This window comes from Thermophilibacter gallinarum (assembly GCF_014982725.1).
In the GTDB taxonomy this organism is placed as follows: Bacteria; Actinomycetota; Coriobacteriia; order Coriobacteriales; family Atopobiaceae; genus Thermophilibacter; species Thermophilibacter gallinarum.
The window spans coordinates 633,562-655,471 of sequence record NZ_JADCJZ010000001.1; the positions used below are offsets into that span (position 1 = coordinate 633,562).

At 68.8% G+C, this 21,910-nt stretch carries 21 protein-coding genes; 14 read left to right on the forward strand and 7 right to left on the reverse strand.

All coding sequences use genetic code 11. The annotated features are described in order from the left end of the window. Positions 1–232 precede the first annotated feature (232 nt). A complete protein-coding gene (locus INF26_RS02960) occupies positions 233–1,606 on the forward strand; it encodes a DUF2130 domain-containing protein (protein ID WP_193529225.1) in 1,374 nt (457 codons plus the stop codon). 4 nt (positions 1,607–1,610) lie between these two features. Here the strand turns inward: INF26_RS02960 and INF26_RS02965 are convergent, their stop codons facing one another. Next, a complete protein-coding gene (locus INF26_RS02965; RefSeq protein WP_193529226.1) occupies positions 1,611–3,380 on the reverse strand; it encodes a 1-deoxy-D-xylulose-5-phosphate synthase in 1,770 nt (589 codons plus the stop codon). A gap of 148 nt (positions 3,381–3,528) precedes the next feature. On the opposite strand from INF26_RS02965, the gene INF26_RS02970 reads away from it, so the two are divergent. The 3 genes from INF26_RS02970 to INF26_RS02980 all read left to right on the forward strand — a co-directional run bounded on the left by INF26_RS02970 (position 3,529) and on the right by INF26_RS02980 (position 8,170). Then, entirely contained in the window at positions 3,529–4,383 is an 855-nt protein-coding gene (locus INF26_RS02970; RefSeq protein WP_193529227.1) for a DegV family protein, read from the forward strand. A 403-nt stretch (positions 4,384–4,786) separates the two neighbouring features. Next, positions 4,787–7,141 (forward strand): ferrous iron transport protein B, encoded by a 2,355-nt coding sequence (gene feoB, locus INF26_RS02975; RefSeq protein WP_193529228.1) that lies wholly within the window; start codon positions 4,787–4,789, stop codon positions 7,139–7,141. 279 nt (positions 7,142–7,420) lie between these two features. After that, a complete protein-coding gene (locus INF26_RS02980; protein WP_193529229.1) occupies positions 7,421–8,170 on the forward strand; it encodes an LOG family protein in 750 nt (249 codons plus the stop codon). A gap of 126 nt (positions 8,171–8,296) precedes the next feature. Here the strand turns inward: INF26_RS02980 and INF26_RS02985 are convergent, their stop codons facing one another. Further along, positions 8,297–8,719, reverse strand: coding sequence for an RbsD/FucU family protein (locus tag INF26_RS02985; protein ID WP_193529230.1), 423 nt, complete (start codon positions 8,717–8,719; stop codon positions 8,297–8,299). Between the two features lie 42 nt (positions 8,720–8,761). Further along, entirely contained in the window at positions 8,762–9,016 is a 255-nt protein-coding gene (locus tag INF26_RS02990; RefSeq protein WP_193529231.1) for an HPr family phosphocarrier protein, read from the reverse strand. A gap of 129 nt (positions 9,017–9,145) precedes the next feature. Between INF26_RS02990 and INF26_RS02995 the strand changes: the two genes are divergently transcribed. Beyond that, positions 9,146–9,655, forward strand: a complete 510-nt coding sequence (locus INF26_RS02995; RefSeq protein WP_193529232.1) for a DNA-deoxyinosine glycosylase — start codon at positions 9,146–9,148, stop codon at positions 9,653–9,655. 36 nt (positions 9,656–9,691) lie between these two features. Here the strand turns inward: INF26_RS02995 and INF26_RS03000 are convergent, their stop codons facing one another. Further along, on the reverse strand, positions 9,692–10,645 hold the full coding sequence (locus tag INF26_RS03000; RefSeq protein ID WP_193529233.1) for a carbohydrate kinase family protein: 954 nt from the start codon (positions 10,643–10,645) through the stop codon (positions 9,692–9,694). A gap of 99 nt (positions 10,646–10,744) precedes the next feature. Further along, positions 10,745–11,728 (reverse strand): LacI family DNA-binding transcriptional regulator, encoded by a 984-nt coding sequence (locus INF26_RS03005; RefSeq protein ID WP_193529234.1) that lies wholly within the window; start codon positions 11,726–11,728, stop codon positions 10,745–10,747. Positions 11,729–11,913: 185 nt separating this feature from the next. On the opposite strand from INF26_RS03005, the gene INF26_RS03010 reads away from it, so the two are divergent. The 4 genes from INF26_RS03010 (at position 11,914) to INF26_RS03025 (ending at position 14,281) form a co-directional block, all read left to right on the forward strand. After that, entirely contained in the window at positions 11,914–12,519 is a 606-nt protein-coding gene (locus tag INF26_RS03010) for a DAK2 domain-containing protein (protein ID WP_193529235.1), read from the forward strand. A gap of 37 nt (positions 12,520–12,556) precedes the next feature. Continuing rightward, complete coding sequence (locus INF26_RS03015; protein ID WP_226371814.1) at positions 12,557–13,552, forward strand: dihydroxyacetone kinase subunit DhaK; 996 nt, start codon at positions 12,557–12,559, stop codon at positions 13,550–13,552. Positions 13,553–13,605: 53 nt separating this feature from the next. Continuing rightward, the gene (locus INF26_RS03020; protein WP_193529236.1) at positions 13,606–13,929 is read left to right on the forward strand and encodes a hypothetical protein; all 324 of its coding nucleotides are present in this window, start codon (positions 13,606–13,608) and stop codon (positions 13,927–13,929) included. A gap of 67 nt (positions 13,930–13,996) precedes the next feature. Further along, entirely contained in the window at positions 13,997–14,281 is a 285-nt protein-coding gene (locus tag INF26_RS03025) for a hypothetical protein (protein ID WP_193529237.1), read from the forward strand. 27 nt (positions 14,282–14,308) lie between these two features. On the opposite strand, the gene INF26_RS03030 is transcribed toward INF26_RS03025, so the two are convergent. Then, positions 14,309–16,222 (reverse strand): amylosucrase, encoded by a 1,914-nt coding sequence (locus INF26_RS03030; protein ID WP_193529238.1) that lies wholly within the window; start codon positions 16,220–16,222, stop codon positions 14,309–14,311. 219 nt (positions 16,223–16,441) lie between these two features. Here INF26_RS03030 and INF26_RS03035 point away from each other — a divergent pair, with 219 nt between their 5' ends. From INF26_RS03035 to INF26_RS03050, 4 genes are all read left to right on the forward strand, one after another. Continuing rightward, on the forward strand, positions 16,442–17,329 hold the full coding sequence (locus INF26_RS03035) for a LysR family transcriptional regulator (RefSeq protein WP_193529239.1): 888 nt from the start codon (positions 16,442–16,444) through the stop codon (positions 17,327–17,329). 118 nt (positions 17,330–17,447) lie between these two features. Beyond that, complete coding sequence (locus INF26_RS03040) at positions 17,448–17,816, forward strand: helix-turn-helix domain-containing protein (RefSeq protein WP_226371815.1); 369 nt, start codon at positions 17,448–17,450, stop codon at positions 17,814–17,816. A 57-nt stretch (positions 17,817–17,873) separates the two neighbouring features. Then, complete coding sequence (locus INF26_RS03045) at positions 17,874–18,395, forward strand: nitroreductase family protein (RefSeq protein ID WP_193529240.1); 522 nt, start codon at positions 17,874–17,876, stop codon at positions 18,393–18,395. 445 nt (positions 18,396–18,840) lie between these two features. Continuing rightward, on the forward strand, positions 18,841–19,803 hold the full coding sequence (locus INF26_RS03050; RefSeq protein WP_193529241.1) for a 3'-5' exonuclease: 963 nt from the start codon (positions 18,841–18,843) through the stop codon (positions 19,801–19,803). A gap of 87 nt (positions 19,804–19,890) precedes the next feature. Here INF26_RS03050 and INF26_RS03055 read toward each other — a convergent pair whose 3' ends face one another. After that, on the reverse strand, positions 19,891–20,970 hold the full coding sequence (locus INF26_RS03055) for a 6-phosphofructokinase (RefSeq protein WP_193529242.1): 1,080 nt from the start codon (positions 20,968–20,970) through the stop codon (positions 19,891–19,893). A 173-nt stretch (positions 20,971–21,143) separates the two neighbouring features. Between INF26_RS03055 and INF26_RS03060 the strand changes: the two genes are divergently transcribed. Continuing rightward, positions 21,144–21,563 carry a hypothetical protein gene (locus INF26_RS03060; RefSeq protein WP_193529243.1) on the forward strand — a complete coding sequence of 140 codons (420 nt, stop codon included), beginning with the start codon at positions 21,144–21,146 and terminating at the stop codon, positions 21,561–21,563. Positions 21,564–21,910: the final 347 nt, after the last annotated feature.

The following is a 21,910-nucleotide window of genomic DNA, read 5'->3' on the forward strand; positions in this document are numbered from 1 at the left end:
GTTTTACGTACTGGAAGGCGGCCCGGCGCCCCGAATCGCCCTTGAGTGACAGGTTGTGCGCATCGTGGGCACCCGATGGCCGCCGCGAGGCGTAAGACCTGTCACTGATGCGCGTCGGTCGCGTGAGAGACTTGCGGGAGGGTCGCGCGGGACGGCCGGTCCCGGGCTTCTCGCAATTGTTGTCCGGTGGGGCGGGTAAGATTTACGCCAGGCGAGAAGGACGGAGGGTCCCATGGCGGAGATCAGGTGCCCGCACTGTGGCGAGGTGTTCCAGGTCGACGAGACGGAGTACGCGCAGATCGTGCGCCAGGTGCGCGATGCCGAGTTCCAGCGCGAGCTGGCGGCGCGCGAGAGGAGCGCCGAGCGCGAGCGCGAGAGCGCGGTCGAGGCCGCCGTCGCGCGGGCGCGCCAGGAGGCGCTGATCTCCGCGGCGCAGAAGGACGCGGAGATCGCCCAGCTCAAGGCCCGCGTCAGGGAGAGCACGGACGCGCTGGCCCTGGAGCGCGCGCACGCCGAGAAGAGCCTCGCCGAGCAGCTCGCCGAGCGGGAGCGCCAGATCGCGCGGCTCACGGAGCAGCTCAAGGCGCGCGAGTCCGCGTTCGACGCTGAGAAGGCCCTCGCCGTCACCCAGGCGACCGGCGAGCAGGACCGACGCATCGTGGAGCTGGAGGGGAGCCTGCGCGCCGCGCAGCTCGAGCGCCAGCAGACGGAGGCGTCGCTGCGCCAGCAGATGGCCGAGCAGGCCCAGTACAAGGACCAGACCATCCGCGACCGCGAGGACGAGATCGAGCGCCTGCGCAACCAGCGTGCCCGTCTCTCGACCAAGCTCATCGGCGAGACGCTTGAGCAGCACTGCGAGATGGAGTTCAATCGCTGGCGCAGCCTCGGCTTCCGCGGCGCGGAGTTCCACAAGGACAACGAGGTCGTGGGCGGCTCCAAGGGCGACTACGTCTTCCGCGAGGTGGATGCTGACGGCGTCGAGGTCGTCTCCATCATGTTCGAGATGAAGAACGAGGACGATGCCTCCGCCGCCTCCAGCCGCCACAAGAACTCCGACTTCTTCAAGAAGCTCGACCAGGACCGTCGCAACAAGAACTGCGAGTACGCGGTGCTCGTCTCCATGCTCGAGCCGGAGAGCGAGCTCTACAACTCGGGCATCGTGGACGTCTCCTACGAGTACGAGAAGATGTACGTCATCCGCCCGCAGTTCTTCATCCCCATGATCACGCTGCTGAGAAACGCCGCGGAGAACGCGCACTCCTACCGCCGCGAGCTCGCGGAGGTCCGCCAGCAGAACATCGACATCACGCGCTTCGAGGACGCGCTCGAGGACTTCAAGGACAAGTTCGGGAAGAACTACGAGACGGCCTCGCGCAAGTTCCAGACGGCGATCGACGAGATCGACAAGACCATTTCGCACCTCCAGAAGGTCAAGGAGAACCTCACCTCGTCGGAGAACCAGCTGCGCCTTGCCAACAAGAAGGCCGACGAGCTCACCATCAGGAAGCTCACCTGGAAGAACCCCACGATGCGCGAGAAGTTCGCCGAGGCGCGCGCCGAGAGGGGAGAGGCGACCGAGGCCGTGGAGCCGGACGAGGTGGAGTAGGGTCCTAGTGCTCCAGCGCGGCCAGCGCGTCCGCGACGACGCCCTCGACGGTGATGCCGCAGCTGGCGAGAAGGGCGTCCGGGTCGTAGCGGTCCACGAAGGCCCGCGGCAGCCCGTAGCACAGGGTGCGGACGTCGTCGGCCGCCAGCGCGCGGGCGCAGCGCTCGCCGAAGCCCCCGTCCAGGATGCCGTCCTCGAGGGTCACGATCACGCGGTGCCTTGCGACGAGGCGCCCGAGCAGGGTCTCGTCGGGCGTGGTGGCGAGGCGGGGGTTGACCAGCGTGGCGCTCACGCCGCGCCCGGCTAGCGCGTCCGCGACCCGCTCCCCGAGCGGGAGGAAGTCGCCGAGGGCGAGCAGGGCCACGTCGGACCCCTCGCGCAGGACCTCCCAGCCGCGGGCGTAGTCGTCCGCGCGCGCGAAGTCCGGCCGGGACACCACGCCCTCCGCGACGGGCACGCGGATGGCCACGGGCCCGCCCTCGTGCTCGATCGACCAGGAGAGCATGTCGAGGTACTCCTCGATGCAGGTGGGGGCGAGGTAGGTGAGCCCGGGCATGGACCCGAGCATGGGGATGTCGAAGAATCCCAGGTGGGTGGCATCGGGGGTGCCAAAGGCGGACGCGCCGAAGACGAGGATGGTCACCGGGGCGGCGTTCAGGCAGAGGTCGTGCCAGAGCTGGTCGTAGGCCCGCTGCAGGAAGGTGGCGTAGATGCCCAGGACCGGTCGGGCGCCTCCGCGGGCGAGGCCCGTCGCGTAGCTGACCGCGTGCTCCTCGGCGATTCCGACGTCCACGAACTGGGCTCCCGCCCGCGCGCGGAGCTCGGGGGTGAAGCCCATGATGTAGGGCGTGGCGGCGTTCACCGCGACGACGCGCGGGTCCGTTCGCATCCAGTCCATGAGGAGCGCGCCGGTGACGTTGGCGTAGTTCTCGTCGGCGGGGTGGGCCGCGGCGCCGGGCAGGACGGCGCCCGTCTCGACGTCGAAGGGGACGGCGTGGTGCCAGCCCTCGGGGTTGCCAGCGGCCGGCGCGTAGCCGTGGCCCTTCTCGGTGTGGACGTGCAGCACCACGGGGTGGTCCGTGCCGCGCAGCTCGGCGAGGGCGGCCTCGAGGGCGGCGATGTCGTGCCCGTCCTCGAGGTAGCGGTAGTCCAGGCCCAGCGCGCGGAACGCGTTTCTCGGCGCCTCGCCGTGGGTGGCCCGCAGCTCGGCGAGGTTGCGGTAGAGGCCGCCGTGGTTGGGGGCGATGGACCACTCGTTGTCGTTCACGACGATGATGAGGTTGCTGCCCAGCTCGGCGGCGTTGTCCAGGCCCTCGAAGGCCAGCCCGCCCGAGAGCGAGCCGTCGCCGATGACGGCCACCACGTCGTACTTCTCGCCCGCGAGGTCGCGCGCCGCCGCGAGGCCGCAGGCGAGGCTCACGGACGTGGACGTGTGGCCCATGGCAAAGAGGTCGTGCTCGGACTCGGAGGGGTTGGAGAACCCGGAGACCTCGCCGTAGCGCGCGGGGTCGAGGAACGCGGCCGCGCGGCCGGTGAGCATCTTGTGGGCGTACGTCTGGTGGGAGACGTCGAAGACGATCTTGTCGCGCGGGGTCTCGAACACGCGGTGGAGGGCGATGGTGAGCTCGACGGACGCGAGGTTGGAGCCGGTGTGGCCGCCTATGACGGACGTGCTCCCGACGATGGCGGAGCGGATCTCGGCGGCGAGGGCGGGGAGCGCGGAGGCGGGAAGGGCACGGACGTCTGCGGGCGAGCTGACGTGCTCGAGATACATGTCCCCTCCCTCTCCCTCGGATATCGCTCTGGCCCTCTAGCATCGCACATTTTCGAACCAAAGTTGTGTCGCATCTGCGGAAAGCCCGCGAGCGAGAAGACCGGATTCTGGATAGAATGTGCATATGTCTGCGACCTGGGAGGAACTCATGCCGAAGATCGTGATCACCGCCGAGACCGGATGCGACGTCACCCCCGCCGAGGCTGCCGAGCTGGGCGTCGTGCTCGTCCCGATGCACGTGACCGTGGGCGAGAAGACCATCGACGACGGCGAGCTCACCTCCGCGGAGATGCTCGAGCGGTGCCGTCAGCTCGGCGTGCTGCCCAAGACGAGCGGCTGCACCCCCCACGACTTCCAGGTCGTGTTCGACCGCATCCACGCCGAGGACCCCGAGGCGCAGATCCTGCACGTCGCCTACTCCGCCGTCACGACCTGCTCGCTCGCGTCCGCCGAGGCCGCGGCCGAGGGGCGCGACTACGTGGCGACGCTTGACACCCGCCACGTCACGATCGGGCAGGGTCTCGTCGTGCGCGAGCTCGCGGCCTGGCTCGCCGCCCATCCCGAGGCCACCCTCGATGAGGCCCGCGCCCACGCCGAGGGCGTCGCCGCGCGGACCCGCATGGCGTTCCTCCCCGGCGACCTGGGCTACCTGCGCGCCGGCGGGCGCCTCTCCAACGTGGCGTTCCTCGGGGCAACGCTGCTCAAGATCAAGCCCGTTGTCGAGCTCGTGGACGGCAGGCTCGTGGCCACCAAGAAGCTGCGTGGCTCCATGTCCTCGGCTGCCGTCGCGCTGGTCGACTACCTGGCGCTGCGCGAGGAGTTCGACCCGGCGCGCATCGTGTTCGTGAAGTCGCCCGGCCTGCCCGAGCAGGTCGCCCAGACGGTGGAGGGCCACGCCCGCGACCTGGGCTTCGAGCGCGCGGAGTGGTACGAGACCGGCAATGTCATCACCTCGCACTGCGGCCCCGGCGCCCTCGGCGTCGCCTTCCTCGCCCGCGCGTAGCGAACGGCGGGTCGTTCTTCTCGGCGACTGCCGTTCCGGAAATCGGGAGGTTCCCGCCGCCTGCCAGCATCGCGTCCCAGAATCGGCGACGTTCTCCGGTTGTGCCGCGAGGTCGTCCCAGAAACCGGGAGGTTCTCCGTTTGGGCTGGGCCTCCGTCCCAGAATGGGCGAGGTTCTCCGGTGCGGCGGGCCGCAGGCTGGGGAACATCTCGGATTCTCGGACGCGCGGCCGAGAAACCCGGCGATTCCGGGACGGCCCGGCGCCGTTCGGCGAGAAGGTCGGCGATTCCGGGACGCGCTCTTCTCGCCAGGCGAGAACCTCGGCGATTCTCGGACGCGCCGCTCGCTCCCGCTCCCCGCGGGCTACAATGACGCACGGACACGGTCGCGAGAGAGGGCACGCATGAACCTGGACGAGCTGGAGATCGGCAAGGACGCCGTCGTCGCGTCGGTGGACTGCGACGAGCCGTCGCTGCGCCAGCACATCCTGGACATGGGTCTCACGCCCGGCGTGGAGGTCACGCTGATGAAGCGCGCCCCCATGGGCGACCCGCTGGAGATCCGCCTGCGCGGCTACGAGCTCACCCTGCGCCGCGACGACGCCGCGCACATCACGCTCACCCAGGTGCACGACATGCACGAGGCCCCGCGCGGTCGCGAGCGCCTGGAGGCGGCGGATCACCCCGCCATCGGCGAGAAGTACGCGCCGCGCGCGGCCGGCAAGGCCATCCCCGAGGGCCGGCCGCTGAGTCTGGCGCTGGCCGGCAACCAGAACTGCGGCAAGACCACGCTCTTCAACGCGCTCACGGGCTCGAACCAGCACGTGGGCAACTTCCCCGGCGTGACCGTCGACCGCAAGGACGGCCAGATCAAGGGCCATCCCGAGGCCACGGTCACCGACCTCCCGGGCATCTACTCGCTCTCCCCGTACACGAGCGAGGAGGTGGTGAGCCGCCGCTTCATCCTCGAGGACGACCCGGACGCGATCATCGACATCGTGGATGCCACCAACATCGAGCGAAACCTCTACCTGACGCTCCAGCTCATGGAGCTCGACCGGCCGATGGTCCTCGCCCTCAACATGATGGACGAGCTCACCGCCAACGGAGGCACGGTGAGCGTGAACCGTCTGGAGGCCGCGCTCGGCATCCCCGTGGTGCCCATCTCCGCCGCGCGCGAGGAGGGCATCTCCGAGCTCGTGGAGCACGTGCTGCACGTGGCGCGCTTCCGCGAGCACCCGGGACGCGTGGACTTCTGCGCGGCGGACGGCCCGGACCACGGCGCCCTGCACCGGTGCATTCACGGCATCTGCCACATCATCGAGGACCACGCCGCCGCGGCCAACCTGCCGGTGCGCTTCGCGGCGACCAAGCTCATCGAGGGCGACCACCTCGTCATGGACGCGCTCGGCCTCGACCAGAACGAGCTCGACGCCGTGGAGCACATCATCACACAGATGGAGGACGAGTCCGGGCGCGATCGTATGGCGGCGCTGGCGGACATGCGCTTCTCGTTCATTGAGGGCGTCTGCGCCGAGTGCGTGGTCAAGCCGCACGAGAGCCGCGAGCACGCGCGCTCGGTCGCGGCCGACCGCGTCCTCACGGGCAAGTACACCGCCATCCCGGTGTTCGTCGCCATCATGGCGCTCGTCTTCTGGCTCACCTTCGACGTCATCGGCCAGCGGCTCTCCGACCTTCTCGCCGCCGGCATCGATCTCGTGACGGCACAGGTCGACGCCGCGCTCACGGCCTTCGGGCTCAACCCCGTGGTGCACAGCCTGGTCATAGACGGCGTCTTCGCCGGCGTGGGCAGCGTGCTCTCCTTCCTGCCGATCATCGTGGTGCTCTTCATCCTGCTCTCGATCCTCGAGGACTCCGGCTACATGGCGCGCGTGGCCTTCGTGATGGACAAGCTGCTGCGTCGCCTGGGCCTCTCCGGCCGCAGCTTCGTGCCCATGCTCATCGGCTTCGGCTGCAGCGTGCCCGCGATCATGGCCACGCGCACGCTGCCCTCCGAGCACGACCGCAAGATGACCGTCATGCTCACGCCGTTCATGAGCTGCTCGGCCAAGGTGCCGGTCTACGCGCTCTTCTCGGCCGCGTTCTTCCCGGAGTGCGCGCCGCTCGTGATGATCTCCCTCTATCTCATGGGCATCGTGGTGGGCATCCTCGTGGCGCTCGTGCTCAAGGGAACGGCCTTCAAGGGCGATCCGGTGCCCTTCGTGATGGAGCTCCCCAACTACCGCATGCCCGCGCCGCGCACCGTGGCGCGCCTGGCCTGGGACAAGGCCAAGGGCTTCGCCACCAAGGCGTTCACGATCATCTTCGTGGCGAGCGTGGTGATCTGGTTCCTGCAGACCTTCGACGTGCGCCTCAACGTCGTCTCCGACCAGTCCCAGAGCATGCTCGCCGCGCTGGGCGCCCTGCTGGCGCCGCTCTTCGTGCCGCTCGGCTTCGGCAACTGGCGCGCGGCGGCGGCCCTGGCGGCGGGCTTCGGCGCCAAGGAGAACGTCGTGGCCACTTTGACCGTCCTCATGGGCGGCTCCACCGCGGGGCTGCCCGAGCTCTTCTCGCCGCTCACGGCGTTTGCGTTCCTCACGTTCACACTGCTCTACACGCCGTGCGTGGCCGCGGTCTCCGCGGTGAAGGCCGAGCTGGGGACGCGCATGATGTGGGCCGTGGTCGCCATGCAGTGCGGCGTGGCGTGGATCGTCGCGCTGGCGGTGCGCCTGCTGGGGACGGCGCTCGGCCTGGGGTAGGGGCCGCGACCCGGGCATGCCTCCTCGTTTCGGGTATGTACACCGATGCAACTTTGATACTTGTCCGTAGTTTGTGTCTCCGCAGGTAGACAACGTGGTTGGTTGAGAATCAAAGCCTGAATTGTGTACATACCCGTGAGAGGTCGCGGTCGTCGGGGCCGAAAGGAGGGTGCCGGTTCGAGCGGGAGCGCCCCAAATGGGTACACAGTGCCTAGGAACCGTTTACGCGCCGCTGACACTGGCCGCCTATCATGGGCGGCGCTGAGCAAAGGAGAGGCCATGGCAGACGAGAAGGACGAGGCGTTCGAGGCCACCTACCACCGCGGACCCGTGATCCTGCGCGGGCCGATGATCCCGTCGGACACCTCGACGGGCAACCTCCTCGCGCCCGAGGCGGACACCGACTGGCTGCACATGGACCCCTGGCGCGTCCTGCGCATCCAGGCGGAGTTCGTCGACGGCTTCGGCGCGCTCGCGGAGCTGGGGCCGGCCGTGAGCGTCTTCGGCTCGGCGCGCACGCCGCGCACGGACCCGATGTATCGCGCCGCGCGCCACGTGGGCCGCAAGCTGGCCGACGCGGGCGTCGCCGTGATCACGGGCGGCGGCCCGGGCATCATGGAGGCCGCCAACTGCGGCGCTGCCAAGGCCGGCGGCAAGTCCGTCGGCCTGGGCATCGAGCTCCCGCACGAGCAGGGCATCAACAAGTGGGTCAACCTGGGCATGACGTTCCGCTACTTCTTCGTGCGCAAGACCATGTTCGTGAAGTACTCGCGCGGCGCCATCATCTTCCCGGGCGGGTTCGGCACGCTCGACGAGGCCTTCGAGCTGCTCACGCTCGTGCAGACGCACAAGGTCGCGCGCACGCCCGTGGTCCTCTTCGGCACCGACTACTGGCGCGGCCTCATGGGCTGGCTCGAGGGCACCGTGCTCGAGGAGGGCAACATCTCGCCGCTCGACCCGGAGCTCGTCATGGTGACCGACGACGAGGACGAGGCCGTGCGCGTGGCGCTGAGCGAGATCGTACGGTAAAAGCCTCGCGGGGGGCGGCCCATGTCCGCCGCGAGTTCTGCAGCCGCGCCCTTTGCGGCGAAGCTGTTCGAAGCGCCGGATATGGGCCGCCCCCCGCGAGGCGGCGACCGGAACGTTCTTCTCGGCCTACTGGACGACGCCCTTGCGCAGCAGGATGTTGGCGTAGGTGGCCTCCTCGGAGGTGGCCACGATGGCGTAGCAGCGGCGGGCGCGCTCGATGAAGGCGTCGTGCTCGATGTGGGAGATCTTCACGTCTCCGCACTTCTCGGCGATGATGCGGCGGTACTCCGCCCAGATCGGCGGCTCCTCCGCGCCGGGCGCCTCCATCATGGCAACCGGGCTCTCCACGTAGTCGTCGAGCGGCATGAGGGTGAGGATGGACTCGAGCAGCTCCGGCACGCCGAGGCCGATGCAGCGCACGAGCGCCGTGTTGCCGCTGGAGGTGGCGGGGTAGTTGCCGTCGGTGAGGACGATCTCGTCGCCGTGGCCCATCTCCATGAGTACCTTGATGAGGTCGGGGGAGACGTTCTTGGGGATGCCGTTGAGCATTGGTGTTCCTTTCCTCGCGCGCCGGCGCCGGGTCGCCGTCGACTAAAACGTTGCCATGATCTTGCGGATTGCGTCGGCGGCGGTGGTCTCGTCGGGGCCATCCACGCGCACGACGATGTCCTCCCCGCTGCGGATTCCGTGCATCATGACCTGCATGAGGTCGGCGGCGGGCATGACGTTCCCATGGTATTCGAGCGTCGTGCGGCTGCGCCAGCGCTTTGCCTCGCTGGCGAGAAGGACCGCAAGCTGCACGTGCAGCCCCAACGGGTCCGTGATGGTGCAAGGGATCTCGATCATGGGGCTCCTCTCGGGGGCGGGGCGTCCGCCATCGGGAACAACGGTACGTCTGCGCAGGTGGCGCGCGTGCGAGAAAGCGCCGAACGTGGGCAGGCCCATCGGCGGACGGTAGCTGCTACCATAGGCGACATGGAGGAGTATCAGCATATCACGCACGGCTTCGAGCCGGTCTTCGACGAGCGCAGCCGCGTGCTGGTGCTGGGCTCGTTCCCCTCGGTGCTCTCGCGCGAGAACCGCTTCTACTACGGCAACCCGCGCAACCGCTTCTGGCGCGTCGTCGCGGAGGCGCTGGGGGAGGCGGAGCCCGCGCCCGGGGACGTCGAGGCCAAGCGGGGGCTGCTGCTGCGCCGCGGCATCGCGCTCTGGGACGTGGTCGAGAGCTGCGACGTGCGCGGGTCTGCGGACGCGTCAATCAAAAACGTGGTGCCGGCGGACGTGGCGAGAATAACGGGCGCGGCGCCGATCAGCGCGGTGCTCTGCAACGGCGGCACGGCGGCGCGGCTGTATCATCGCTGGCTGGAGCCGGTGACGGGGATGGCGGCCGAGGCGCTGCCGTCCACGAGCCCCGCCAACGCCGCCTGGTCCCTGGGGCGGTTGACGGAGCGCTGGAGCGAGGCTCTTCTCGCCGCGCTGGAGTGAGGGGCGCGCGGCAGGCGAGTGCGCCCGAACCCGACGTTACCCGGCGAGCAGGGCCTCAACCTCGGCGCGCTCCGGCATCGCGGGGATGGCGCCGCGCTTTCGGACGCAGAGGGAGGCCACGGCGTTGCCCAGGCGCGCGAACTCCGCGGCGTCCGCAACGGTGACCTCGCCGGCCGCCTTGCCGCTCTCGCAGAAGCCCGCGAGGAAGCCGCCCCAGAACGAGTCGCCGGCGCCGGTGGCATCCACAGCCTCTGCCGGGAAGCCCGCCACCTCGGCGCCGCCCTCGGCCGTCCGCACGTACGCGCCGCCCGCGCCGAGCGTCACGGCCACGACCTTGGGGCCCGCCGCCAGTAGCGCCGACGCCGCGGCCTCGGGGTCGGCCTCGCCCGTGAGCAGCACGCACTCCTCGTCGGAGAGCTTCATGAGGTCCATCTGCGGCACGACGGCGCGCATCTGCTCCACGGCGGCCTCGACGGACGGCCAGAGGTTCGCGCGATAGTTGGGGTCGTAGGACAGGGTGCAGCCGGCCTCGCGCGCGGCCTCGAGCGCGGCGAGCGTGGCGGAGCGCGCGGGCTCGTCGGTGAGCGAGAGCGAGCCCACGTGGAAGACGCGCGAGGCGGCGATCACGTCGCGCGCGAGCTCGCCCTCGGTGATGCGGGTGTCCGCGCCGGGCTTGCGCGCGAAGGAGAACTCGCGCTCGCCGTCAGGCGAGAGGGCGACGAAGGCCAGCGTCGTGAACGCGTCCGGGTCGCTGATCAGCCCCGTCGTGTCGATGCCCTGCTCCTCCAGCGTGGCGCGCAGGAACTCGCCGTGCATGTCGGCGCCCACCTTGCCGAGAAACGCCGTCCTGTGACCGAGCTTCTCCAGCGCCACGAGCACGTTGGCGGGCGCTCCGCCGGGGTTGCGCTCGAAGAGGCGCTGACCGCCCGCGGAGGTGCCGGCGTCGGTGAAGTCGATGAGGAGCTCGCCCAGTGCGGAGACGGAGAACATGTGGCATCCCTTCGGTTGCGGAATCGATTCCACACCCATTATGGCGCTCGGGGCGCGAGCGGGACGCTCTTCTCGGCAAACGGTTCGTCGGTCGGATGGCTAGCGGGTGGAGTTCCTCGTCACGACCTCGTAGCCCATCTTGACCTTGCGCGGCACGTTCTCCTCGCCCGACATGAAGCCCACGAGCATGCGCGCCGTCTCGGCGCCGGAGGTCTTGTAGTGGTTGTGGACCGTGGTGAGCGTGGGCGTGACGATCTGCGAGATCTCGGAGTCGTCCACGCCGGTCACGACGACGTCCTCGGGGACGCGCCGGCCGTACTCGCGCAGGCAGGTGAGGGCGCCGTAGGCGATCGAGTCGGTGGCGCAGACGATGGCGTCGAGCTCGGGGTAGTCCTCGAGCAGCGCTTCGGCCTGCTCGTAGCCGGAGTCGACGGAGAACTCGGCGATGCGCAGGGCGCGCTCGGGCACCTCGAGGCCAGCGTCGGCGCACGCCGCGAGGAACCCCCTGCGGCGCATCTGGCCGACGGCGACGTCCTCCTCGAAGACGCCGATGTAGGCGGGGTGGGTCGCCGTCCTGAGCGCGACCGCGGCGACCTCGCGCATGGCGGCGTAGTCGTCCTGGTAGACGCAGGAGCAGACGTCGACGTCCTGGTCGAGCACCACGGCCGGCACGGGCAGGCCCGCGATGGCGGCGCGGTGCTCGGGAGTGACGACGGTTGCGATGAGGATGACGCCGTCCACCTGGCTCTTCTCCGAGAAGAGGCGCAGGTAGTCCACCTCGCGCGCGGCATCGTTGTCCGTGTTGGCGAGAAGGACCTGGTAGCCGGCCTCGTTGAGGACGAGGGTGATGCCCGCGACCATCCGGCTCACCGAGGCGGAGTTGATCTTGGGGATGATGACGCCCACGACGTTGGTCTTGCCGGTGCGCAGCGACTTTGCCTGGCGGGAGGGCACGTAGCCGGTCTTCTCGATGACGCGGCGGATGGCGGCGCGCTTCTCCTGGCTGACGTAGCCGTCGTTCAGGTAGCGTGAGACGGTGGCGCGGGACACGCCCGCCATCTGGGCGATCTGGTTGATGTCCATGTTAACGTTAACCTCCCTGTTCCGCCCCTAGTGTAGCGCACGCGGCGCACGCGGCGGGAGATCGCCGCCCCGACGCGCGCCGCTAGCCGAACGCAGCGCGCTGTTCGCCCGTGTCGTTGGGCCGCGCTCCCGGGCTCCCCATACGATTGAGGCAACGAAAACCGCGACGGGGGAGGAATGCCCAGATGACACGGGACGAACTGGCGGCGCGGCTGCTTCACGGCTGCATGGAGGTCATCTCGGCCGAGGCCGAGCTGACCGAGATTGACTCGCGCTTCGGGGACGCCGACCACGGGATCACCATGTCCAAGATCGCCTCCGCGATCAGCAGCTCCGTGGCCGGCGCCAACGGCACCGTCCAGCAGATGCTCGACGACGCGGCGATGTCCGTGATGGTGCTCAACGGCGGCAGCGCCGTGCCGCTGTGGAACACCTGGCTCGACGGCCTGCAGGAGGCGGCGCCCGACTCCAGCGAGGTCACGGTCGAGCAGCTCAAGGCCATGTTCGCCAACGCCCTCGAGGAGCTCTCCGACATGAGCGGGGCGCAGGTGGGCGACAAGACGATGATGGACGCGCTGATCCCGGCGAGCGAGGCCATCGCCGCCTGCACCGGAGACGAGCTCGACCTCTTCGACGAGGCCGCGGAGGCCGCCGAGGCGGGGGCCGAGAACAGCAGGAACTTCCCGTCGAAGTTCGGCCGCGCCAAGAGCTACGGCGACAAGACCATCGGCACGCCCGACGCGGGCGCGGTCTCGATGGCACGGTTCTTCAAGGGGCTCGCGGAGGCGTAGCGCCCGAGCGGACAGACGACTGAGAGGAGCACGGACCATGATGAAGAAGTTCATCAACGCGCAGGAGACCATCACCGACGAGGAGCTCGAGGGCTTCGCGCTGGCCTACGGCGACATCCTCACCGTCGACGGCCACACCGTGGTGAGCCGCGCCCTCGAGGGCGCCGACCGCGTGACGATCGTCACCTACGGCGGCTCCGGCCACGAGCCCGCCCAGAAGGGCTTCGTGGGCCCGGGCATGCTGGACGTCCAGGTCGACGGAGACATCTTCGCGGCTCCCAACGGCATGGCGGTCTTCGAGGCCCTGAAGCTCGCCGACAAGGGCCACGGCGTCCTGCTGCTCACGCTCAACTACGCCGGCGACCAGCTGGCGGGCAAGCAGGCCATGAAGCTCGCCCAGAAGGCGGGCCTGAACGTCCGCCAGGTCGTGACGGGCGAGGAGATCCGCTACGACCCGGAGGGCGAGGACAACCAGCGCGGTCTCGCCGGCTGCGTGCCCCTCTACCACATCGTCGCCGCGGCGGCCGCCGAGGGCAAGAGCCTCGACGAGGTGGCCGAGATCGCGGAGCGCTACGCCGCGAGCATGGCCTCCATCACCGTCAAGAGCACCGACGCCACGCACCCGCAGAACGGCATGTCCTTCGGTGACCTGGGCGAGACGGACCAGATGGAGATCGGCGCGGGCCAGCACGGCGAGGGCGGCGGCGTCCGCGTCCCGATGGCCTCCTCCGCCGAGACGATCGGCCTCATCGCCCCCAAGTTGGTGGAGGCCACGGGCCTCGCCTCCGGCGACAAGGCCTTCGTCATGATCAACGGCTGCGGCGCCACGACGATGATGGAGATGCTCATCCTGTTCAAGGACGCCGTGAGGTACCTGAACGAGCGGGGCGTCGAGGTCGTGGCCAGCATGGTGGGCGAGATCCTCACGGTCCAGGAGTCCGGCGGCTTCCAGATGAACGTCGCCAAGTGGGACGACGAGTTCTGCCGCCTGTGGGCCGCGCCCGCCCACACGCCCGTCTTCTTCAAGGAGTAGGTCGAGCTCGCGGCTCTTCTCGCCGTGCGCGGAAATCAGGTCAGGAGGCTCACATGTCAGCCGAGTACATGCACGTAGGCATCCCCGTCCTCAACAAGAAGCCCAACATGGTCTACAACGAGTGGGGCGGCTTCTGGGTGAACGAGAGCGTGGACGAGTACGACTACAAGATCGAGTACCTCAAGTTCGAGGAGGGCACGCGCTTCCCGGAGATCCTCTCCAAGCAGCCGCACGTGGCGTATCGCGTGGACGACATCGAGCCCTACATGATGGACGCCGACCGCACGATCTTCGGGCCGGAGCGCGTGGGGGACAACGTCCGTCTCGCCTTCGTGATCAAGGATGACGCTATCATCGAGCTGTACGAGGAGAAGTAGCGAGAGGGGTTCGCATGGCGGTTCCGGGCAAGGCAGGCCGCGTCATCGTGGGAATCATCGGGTCGCCGTGATCGCGGCGGGCGTGGTCATGGAGTTCGACCCGTTCGGGAGCAACGTCCCCGAGGGGGTGGACACCGACGCGACCGAGGTCCGCAGCGTCACCATGAGCGGCGAGAACAACGAGGTCGTCGACTACAACGACGTCCTCTACGAGCTCGCCCCCGAGAACGCCGAGGTGTTCGTGCTCGAGGACGGCGTCACGCGCCAGTTCATCTCGCGTGACCGCAACACCCTGTGGATCACCGAGGACACGACCGAGAGGATCGGCGTGGGGGACGCGGAGACGGAGTAGCCCCCGCGCCCCGGCGCCCAGGCGCCCCTAGCGAAGCCACCATCTGAAGTCCCAGCTCGGGAGCTCAAAGGTCTCGAGCTGGGACTTCTTTCCCGTCACGAGGTCGACGTACTCGGCGCGCTCCGGCATCCAGACGGTCCGGTCCTCGTCGGAGAAGTTGAAGACCGCGTGCAGGGTCCTGCCGCCCAGGCGCCGCTCCACCCACAGGATCGCCGGGTCGCCGTAGCCCACGACGCGCACCTCCGCGTCCGCCCCGAAGACCTCCTCGCCGCGACGGATGCCCTCGAGGGCCCGGAGCGCGTCGTAGAGGCGCTGCTGGACGGTGCCGGGCTCATCGACGCGGTCCACGAGCGCCCAGTCGAAGCGGCCGCGGTGAATGTAGCGGGAGTCGTCCACTCGCTCGGGGTCGTCGTGGTAGGAGTAGTCGTTCACCTGGCCGACCTCGTCGCCGCTGTAGACGATCGGCAGGCCGGACTGGGTGAGCAGGTAGGCGTGGAGCATGACGTCCTTGCGGATGGCCACGTCCATGGCGTCCGCGTCGCCCTCGAAGCCCGCGGCCTCGATGCCGCACATGGAGGCCGTGGTGGCGCAGAAGCGGGCGTCGCCGGTCACGGGGTCGGCGTTGTAGAGCTCGCCGCGGCTGACGCTGCCCTCGGTGTGCCCCTGGAAGTAGGCGTTGAGGTAGCGCTTGTGCGGCACCTCCTCCATGCCCCAGTCGGAGAGCGTGGCGTAGTCGAGGCCCCAGCCGACGTCGTCGTGGCAGCGCAGGTAGTTGAGGAAGGTGTAGGCGCGCGGCAGGCCGCAGACGGCCTCGAGCTGGCGGCGCAGCAGGCGCGTGTCGCGGCAGGCCACGCTGTTCCAGGTGGTCGCCATCGTCGTGACGTTGTAGAGCATGTGGCACTCGGGCTTCTCGACGGTGCCGAAGTAGGGCACGACCTCCACCGGCGCCATGACGACCTCGCCGAGAAGGACGATGCCCGGGCAGACGACCTCCGAGATCATGCGCATCATGCGCACGATCGTGTGGACCTGCGGGAGGTTGCGGCAGTTGGTGCCGAGCTGCTTCCAGATGTAGGGCACGGCGTCGATGCGGATGACGTCCATGCCCTGGTTGGCCAGGTAGAGGAAGTTGTACATCATCTCGTTGAAGACGCGCGGGTTCTTGTAGTTGAGGTCCCACTGGTAGGGGTAGAACTGCGTCATCACGGACTGGCCGAGCTCCGGCAGGTAGGTGAAGTGGCCCGGCGCGGTGGTGGGGAAGACCTGGGGCACGTCGCGCGTGTAGCGGTCGATGAGGGCCTGGTCGCCGGTGAAGAAGTAGCGGCTCATGTACTCGCCCTCGCCGGCGCGGGCGCGCCGCGCCCACTCGTGCTCGTCGGAGGTGTGGTTCATGACGAAGTCCATGCAGAGGCTGATGCCGCGCTCGTGGCACCTCTCGGCGAGGCGTGCGAGGTCCTCCATCGTGCCCAGCTCGGGCTTGACGCGGCGGAAGTCGGAGACCGCGTAGCCGCCGTCGGAGCGGCTGCGGTCGGCGGGCGTGTCCAGGAAGGGCATGAGGTGGAGGTAGTTGACCCCGGTCTGATCCAGGTAGTCCAGACGGTCCTCCACGCCGCGGAGGTTGCCGGCGAAGTTGTCGATGTACATCTGCATGCCGAGAAGGTCGCGGTCCCGATACCACGCGCGCCCCTCGCGCCGGGCGTCGAGGGCCTTGAGGGGCTCCGGGCGCTCGTCGTAGAAGGCCTTCATCTGGTCGCAGAGCTCGGCGAACATGGCGCCGTTGTCGTAGAGCTCCATGTAGAGCCAGCGCAGCTCGTCGTGGTGGCGGCGCAGGCGGCGGAGGAACTCGGCGTCGTCGTGCGCGCGCTCCGCTGAGCGGGCGAGCGGCTGACGGGTGCGGCGCGGGCGCTGCGGCGCGGGCGCGACGTTCTTCTCGTTTGTCATGTGCGGGACACCTCTCTGACTGGAAACGTTCTCACATCCAAGGGCATTGTAGGACGCGCGTCGCCCGCGTGCCCGCCCAATCCCGTGAGCGTGCCCCGGCGTCGCCGAACGCATACGGCGCTGTTCAACCAAGCGTTTACAGCGACGGTTACCAAAGGTTAATCATCGGGCATGTGCAAACATTAAAAGGCTCTAGGTTGAGAGAATGCCGGGAGGGTCATGAACATCAAGCAGGTCAGATACGTCTGCGCCATCGTGGACCTGGGGAGCTTCTCCGCCGCCGCCGCGCGGGAGGGCGTCTCCGTGCAGGCGGTCTCCAAGGCCATGGCTGAGCTCGAGGGCGCCCTCGGCGAGCCCCTCTTCGAGCGTCGCAGCGCGGGCGTCACACCGACCCCGCTCGGCCGCGCCTTCTCGACGCGCGCCAGGCGCGTGCTCGACGAGTGGGAAGCGCTCGAGCGCTTCGCAAGCGCGCCGGCCGTCGTCGCTAACTCGCCTTTCCGCATGGGGTTCTGCTGCCCCGCTTACCCGGGGGTCGACCGGCTCGTCCGCCTGATCTCAACGGTGACGGACAAGGTGCTCGGCCGTCGCGTCGAAGTCGAGCTGCTGGACTGCACCGAGGGGCTCGACGTGCTCCGCGCCAGGCGCGTGGACGGCCTCATCACCGTGGGCGCGCTCGAGGCGGACGACGTGGCGTGCACCCCGCTCGGCACCGTCTCCTCCGACGTCCTCGTCCCGCTGAACCACCCGCTCGCCGCCAAGAGCGAGATCACGCTCGACGAGCTCGCGGACTACCCCGTGCTCTACCCCTGCAACTTCGACCACTACTGCCATGCCGTGGTGGATGAGTACCTCAGACGCGGCCTGCGCTCAGAGATCGTCCGCTGCTCGGTGGGCGACGCGGTCCCCGAGCCCGTCACCGACGGGCGGTGCTACTCGTTCATCTTCGTCGGCAACATCACGGGTGCGCCCGAAGGCTACGTCATCCGCCCGCTCGTCCGCAGCGATGCCCTGTCGGTGCCCATCTGCCTCTCGACGCTGCGCGGCCCCGGCGGGCTCGACCTCGCCTCCTTCCGGCGCTCCCTCGCGCGCCTGAGCCTCTTCGGCTAGGGCTCTCGGGCGGACGCTTCCGCCGCAACCCAAACGCAACCGCCCGTTGCGCGATAGGTGGTGGGCGCAACTGCGTCGCTCGGCTACAGTGGGGCAAAGTCGGCGAAGGGAGGGCGTCATGATCTATGGAATGGGGCCGATGGAGATCGCGATAGTCCTGATTCCGATCCTCCTTGGCAGGGTGGTGCCCTGGGTCCTTTTCATCGTGCTGGTGGTCCTCGCCATCCGCTGGTTCCTGCGGCAGGAGAAGGCCGACAAGAGCCCCGAGACCGTGGCCGCGCGCCGCTCGCTCGGCGAGGTGCTACGTGAGCGTCGCGAGGGCTGCAAGATGACGCAGGAGCTCGTGGCCGAGAAGCTCGGCGTGAGCCGACAGGCCGTGTCCAAGTGGGAGCAGGGCGCGTCCGAGCCGTCCACCACGAACCTCGTGAAGCTCGCGCGCCTCTACGGCGTGGACCCCGCCGACCTGCTGCGCGAGGTCGAGGGATAGCGGCCGCGCACTCTCGGGTATAACGAACGAGACGGACCCACCCGAGAGGAGCGCATCATGAACGAGGTCATCAGGGCCATGGAGGAGCGCCGCAGCGTGCGCGCCTACACCGACGAGGTCCCGAGCACAGAGCAGATCGAGACCGTGGTCGAGGCCGGGCTCTGGGCGGCGAGCGGCATGGGCCAGCAGGACCCCATCATCGTCGCGGTCACGAACCGCGAGCTGCGCGACCGGCTCTCCGCCATGAACGCAGGGATAATCGGCGATCCCGACCGCGACCCGTTCTACGGCGCGCCGGTCGTCCTCGTGGTGCTCGCCCCGCGCGACCAGCGCAACCGCGTCTACGACGGCAGCCTCGTGATGGGCAACCTCATGCTCGCCGCGCACGCGCTCGGCCTGGGCAGCTGCTGGATCCACCGCGCCCGCGAGGAGTTCGACACGCCCGAGGGCAAGGCCATCCTCGCAGGGCTGGGCATCGAGGGCGACTACGAGGGAATCGGCCACTGCATCCTGGGGTACCCCGCGGAGGTTCCCGATCCCAAGCCGCGCCGCGAGGGCCGCGTGTTTCTCGCCGAGTAGGCGTCGCGCGGGCGGTTCGCGTCTGCTGCACCTGTCGTGGGCTCGTCGGCGCCCCTCGTGCTTAAGAATTCGGGGTAGTTGTAGTGTCCGGTCGTCTGGACGCTTATGAATCTGGGGTTGTTGTACCCCGCCGAGGGCACCCCATCGTCGAGAAGTGCCGTCCCGTAGCGACTAGCTGCGGTTTTTTCGGCGAGAAGTACTTCTCGCCACGGGGAGCGGTGCCAGAGCCTACAACTACCCCGAATTCGTAAGCGCTCGAATGAGGCGAGCCTACAACAACCCCGAAAGCTTAAGCGTCACCTCGTGTGGGGCCGGCGGTCATCCGCGGGGTTATGCGTTCCCTCCACAGGGACGTGCTTTCCGCCCGCAGGCACGGGCGTTCTGCTAGCCTAGGAAGGCGCCGGGCTCTTCTCGGCGTCTTTTCCTTTGACGGGAGTGAGCATTCGTGGATCTCAGCCAGGCCATAGACTGCGCGAGCGCCCTCGTGTTCCCGGGGTTCCTCACCGACGACGCGTCGCTCTCCGCGGAGCGTGCGCGCAACGAGGACGCCCTGGTCACGCTCATGGGTGCCTGGCGCGAGGCGCCGGCGGGCAAGGAGCCCTGCGCCTTCGACCTCATCCGCTCGCTCGCCGACCGCAACCGCGACCTCTGCGACCGCTACGGCATCGAGCGCCTGCGCAACGTCAACGTCTCCACGCTCGCTCGCTCCCTCTCGAACGAGGACCTGATCCATGCCGTCGCCGTGCTCCAGCATCGGCGTGACGCGCAGGTGGCGCGACTCGCCGGACCGGACGCGCGCGACCTCAACGTGGCGTGGGTGGACGCGCCGGTCTCGGGCATGGTCGTGGGCATCGACATCGAGACCACCGACCGCGATCCCGCGCGCGGCTACATCATCAACGTGGGCCTCGAGTTCATGACCGTGGGCCCCGACGCGCGGCCGCACGACCCCTTTGCCGGCTATTTCGGCCTGCCCGAGATGTACGCCGAGAAGGGCGTGCCGCTCGCGGACATCCATAGGATCTCGTGGTCCGACCTGGAGGGCAAGCGGCCGTTCCGCGAGGACAGCCAGGCCCAGGCAGCGCTTCTCGCCGCCCTCACCGCCTACCCGTACATGGCCCACAACGCCGCGTTCGAGGACTCGTGGTTCATGCTGCACATCGACGGCTACGCCGAGGCGCGCAAGGCCGGGCGCGTGGTGCCCATCGACACGCGCGACATCTGCCGTCGCGTGGACCCCGAGACCAAGACGCTCCCGCATGAGCAGCGACCCGCCTCGCTCGAGAGCTGGGCGCGCCGGCGCGGCACGCTCAAGGCAGGGGAGTCCGAGCGGCACCTCGGCCTCGACGACGTGGAGCTCATGCTGGCCACGGTCCAGGCGGAGTTCGCCGCGCGCAACATGCTGTAGGTCCGCGCGCACGTCCCTCTCGTCACGAGAAAAGGCGGGGCCCCGAGGGGTCCCGCCTTCGTGTCTGAGCGGTGTGGGGGGAGGGCGCTACTCGTCGCCGAAGCTGATGCCGAGCGCCTTGGCCTCGCGCACGAGGTCACCCTCGGGGTCGACGTACTTGAGCTTGCCGGCGACCTCCTTGAGCGGCACGCGGGTCATCTTGCCCTTCTTCTGGGCGACCATGAAGCCGAACTTGCCCTCGAGGCAGCCGAGCGCCGCCTCGACGCCGCACTGCGTGGCGAAGATGCGGTCCTGGGCGTCGGGCTGGCCGCCGCGCTGGGTGTGGCCGGGCACGGCGATGCGGATCTCGCGACCGGTGCGCTTGTCGATCTCCGCCGCGATGTCGTAGGCCACGGACGGCGTGGTGCGTGCGGCCACGAGCTTCTTGTACTCCTTCTTGGAGAGGGCGGCCTCCTCCTTGGAGATGGCACCCTCGGCGACCACGACGATCGTGAAGCGCGAGCCGGCCTTGTCGCGCTCCTCGATGACGCGGACGACGTTGTCCATGTCGTAGGGGATCTCGGGGATGAGGATGACGTCGGCGCCGCCGGCCACGCCCGCGTACAGCGGGATCCAGCCGACCTTGTGGCCCATGATCTCGATTACGAAGACGCGGCCGTGGGAGCTGGCGGTGGTGTGGATCTCGTCGATGCAGCGGGTGGCCACCTCGACGGAGCTGGTGAAGCCGAAGGTGAGGTCGGTGCCCCAGGTGTCGTTGTCGATGGTCTTGGGCAGCGCGATGACGTTCAGGCCCTCCTCGGAGAGGCGGTTGGCCGTCTTGGTGGAGCCGTTGCCGCCGAGCATGAACAGGCAGTCGAGCTTGAGCTTGCGATAGGTGTGCTTCATCGCCTCGACCTTGTTGATGCCGTCGGCCTCGGGCGTGTCGAGCAGCTTGAACGGGGTGCGGCTCGTGCCGAGGACGGTGCCGCCGCGCGTGAGCAGGCCGGAGAAGTCGCGGTTGTCCATCATGCGGTAGTGCTCGTAGATCAGGCCCTGGTAGCCGTCCTCGAAGCCGTAGACCTCGACGGGCTCGTCGGACTGGCGGTAGAGCGTCTTGACGATGCCGCGCATGGTTGCGTTGAGCGCCTGGCAGTCGCCGCCGCTCGTGAGAAGACCAACTCGAAGCATGGGCATTCCTTCCCTCAAGACCACAGATAGGAAAAGTATGCGCCTGATTCGGCCGGGCGTGCGCGATTCTCCACAAACGGTATCGTTCTCAGGGATTTACGTGGGCTTACACGCGGCAGCCGCGCACGGGCCTGCTACCATGGGCGAGAGGAACTCGAACCGAGGAGGGTCCCATGACGCCGGACGAGAGACGCGAGGTGCAGGAGGCCGTGGCGGCGGGCCGCAGGGCGCTCGCCAGCCTGGAGGAGGCCGCTGACGCGCTCGGCAGCGCGAGCAACTGGGGGCTCTTCGACCTGGTGATGGGCGGCCCTTTGACGAGCGTCCTCAAGCACTGGAGCCTCAACGACGCCCGCGGCGCGCTCGACCAGGCCCGCGCCGACCTCTACGCGTTCACGCGCGAGCTCTCGGACGTTCGCGGCATCGAGGCGCTGCGCGTGGACGTGGGCGCGATCGCCTCGGCCCTCGACGTCCTCGTGGACAACCCCTTCGTGGACCTCTACGTGCAGAAGAAGATCTCCGATGCCGAGGACAACGTGGACGCCGCGATCGCGGCCACCAAGACCGTGCTCGCACGGCTCGAGGCGGCGCGGTAGGGCTCGTTGTCCGCCTGATGACCCCAAGGCAGTTTTTCGGCATCGCTGTGTCACTTTTTGCGTTGTCTGAGTGGATTGTCTCGCCCCGCCTGAGCAAGCCGCCAGACTGGTCGGCAAAAAGCCTGTTGAGAAATGGACCAAATCCACCCGCTTCCTGCAATGGTCCTTCGAGGCACTCAGACGAGGCGAAAAGTGCCACAGGGGCACCGCATTTCTGCCTTGGGCTCCACCGCAATGTCACAGCCGTAAACGCGTGTCCGTCTCGGCGGATCTGGGACGGCATGCTTGGGGCCACATTGAGGTCCCCCGCTTCCCGACGCGTCAACGCCGTCCGCCCCTTCCGCCCC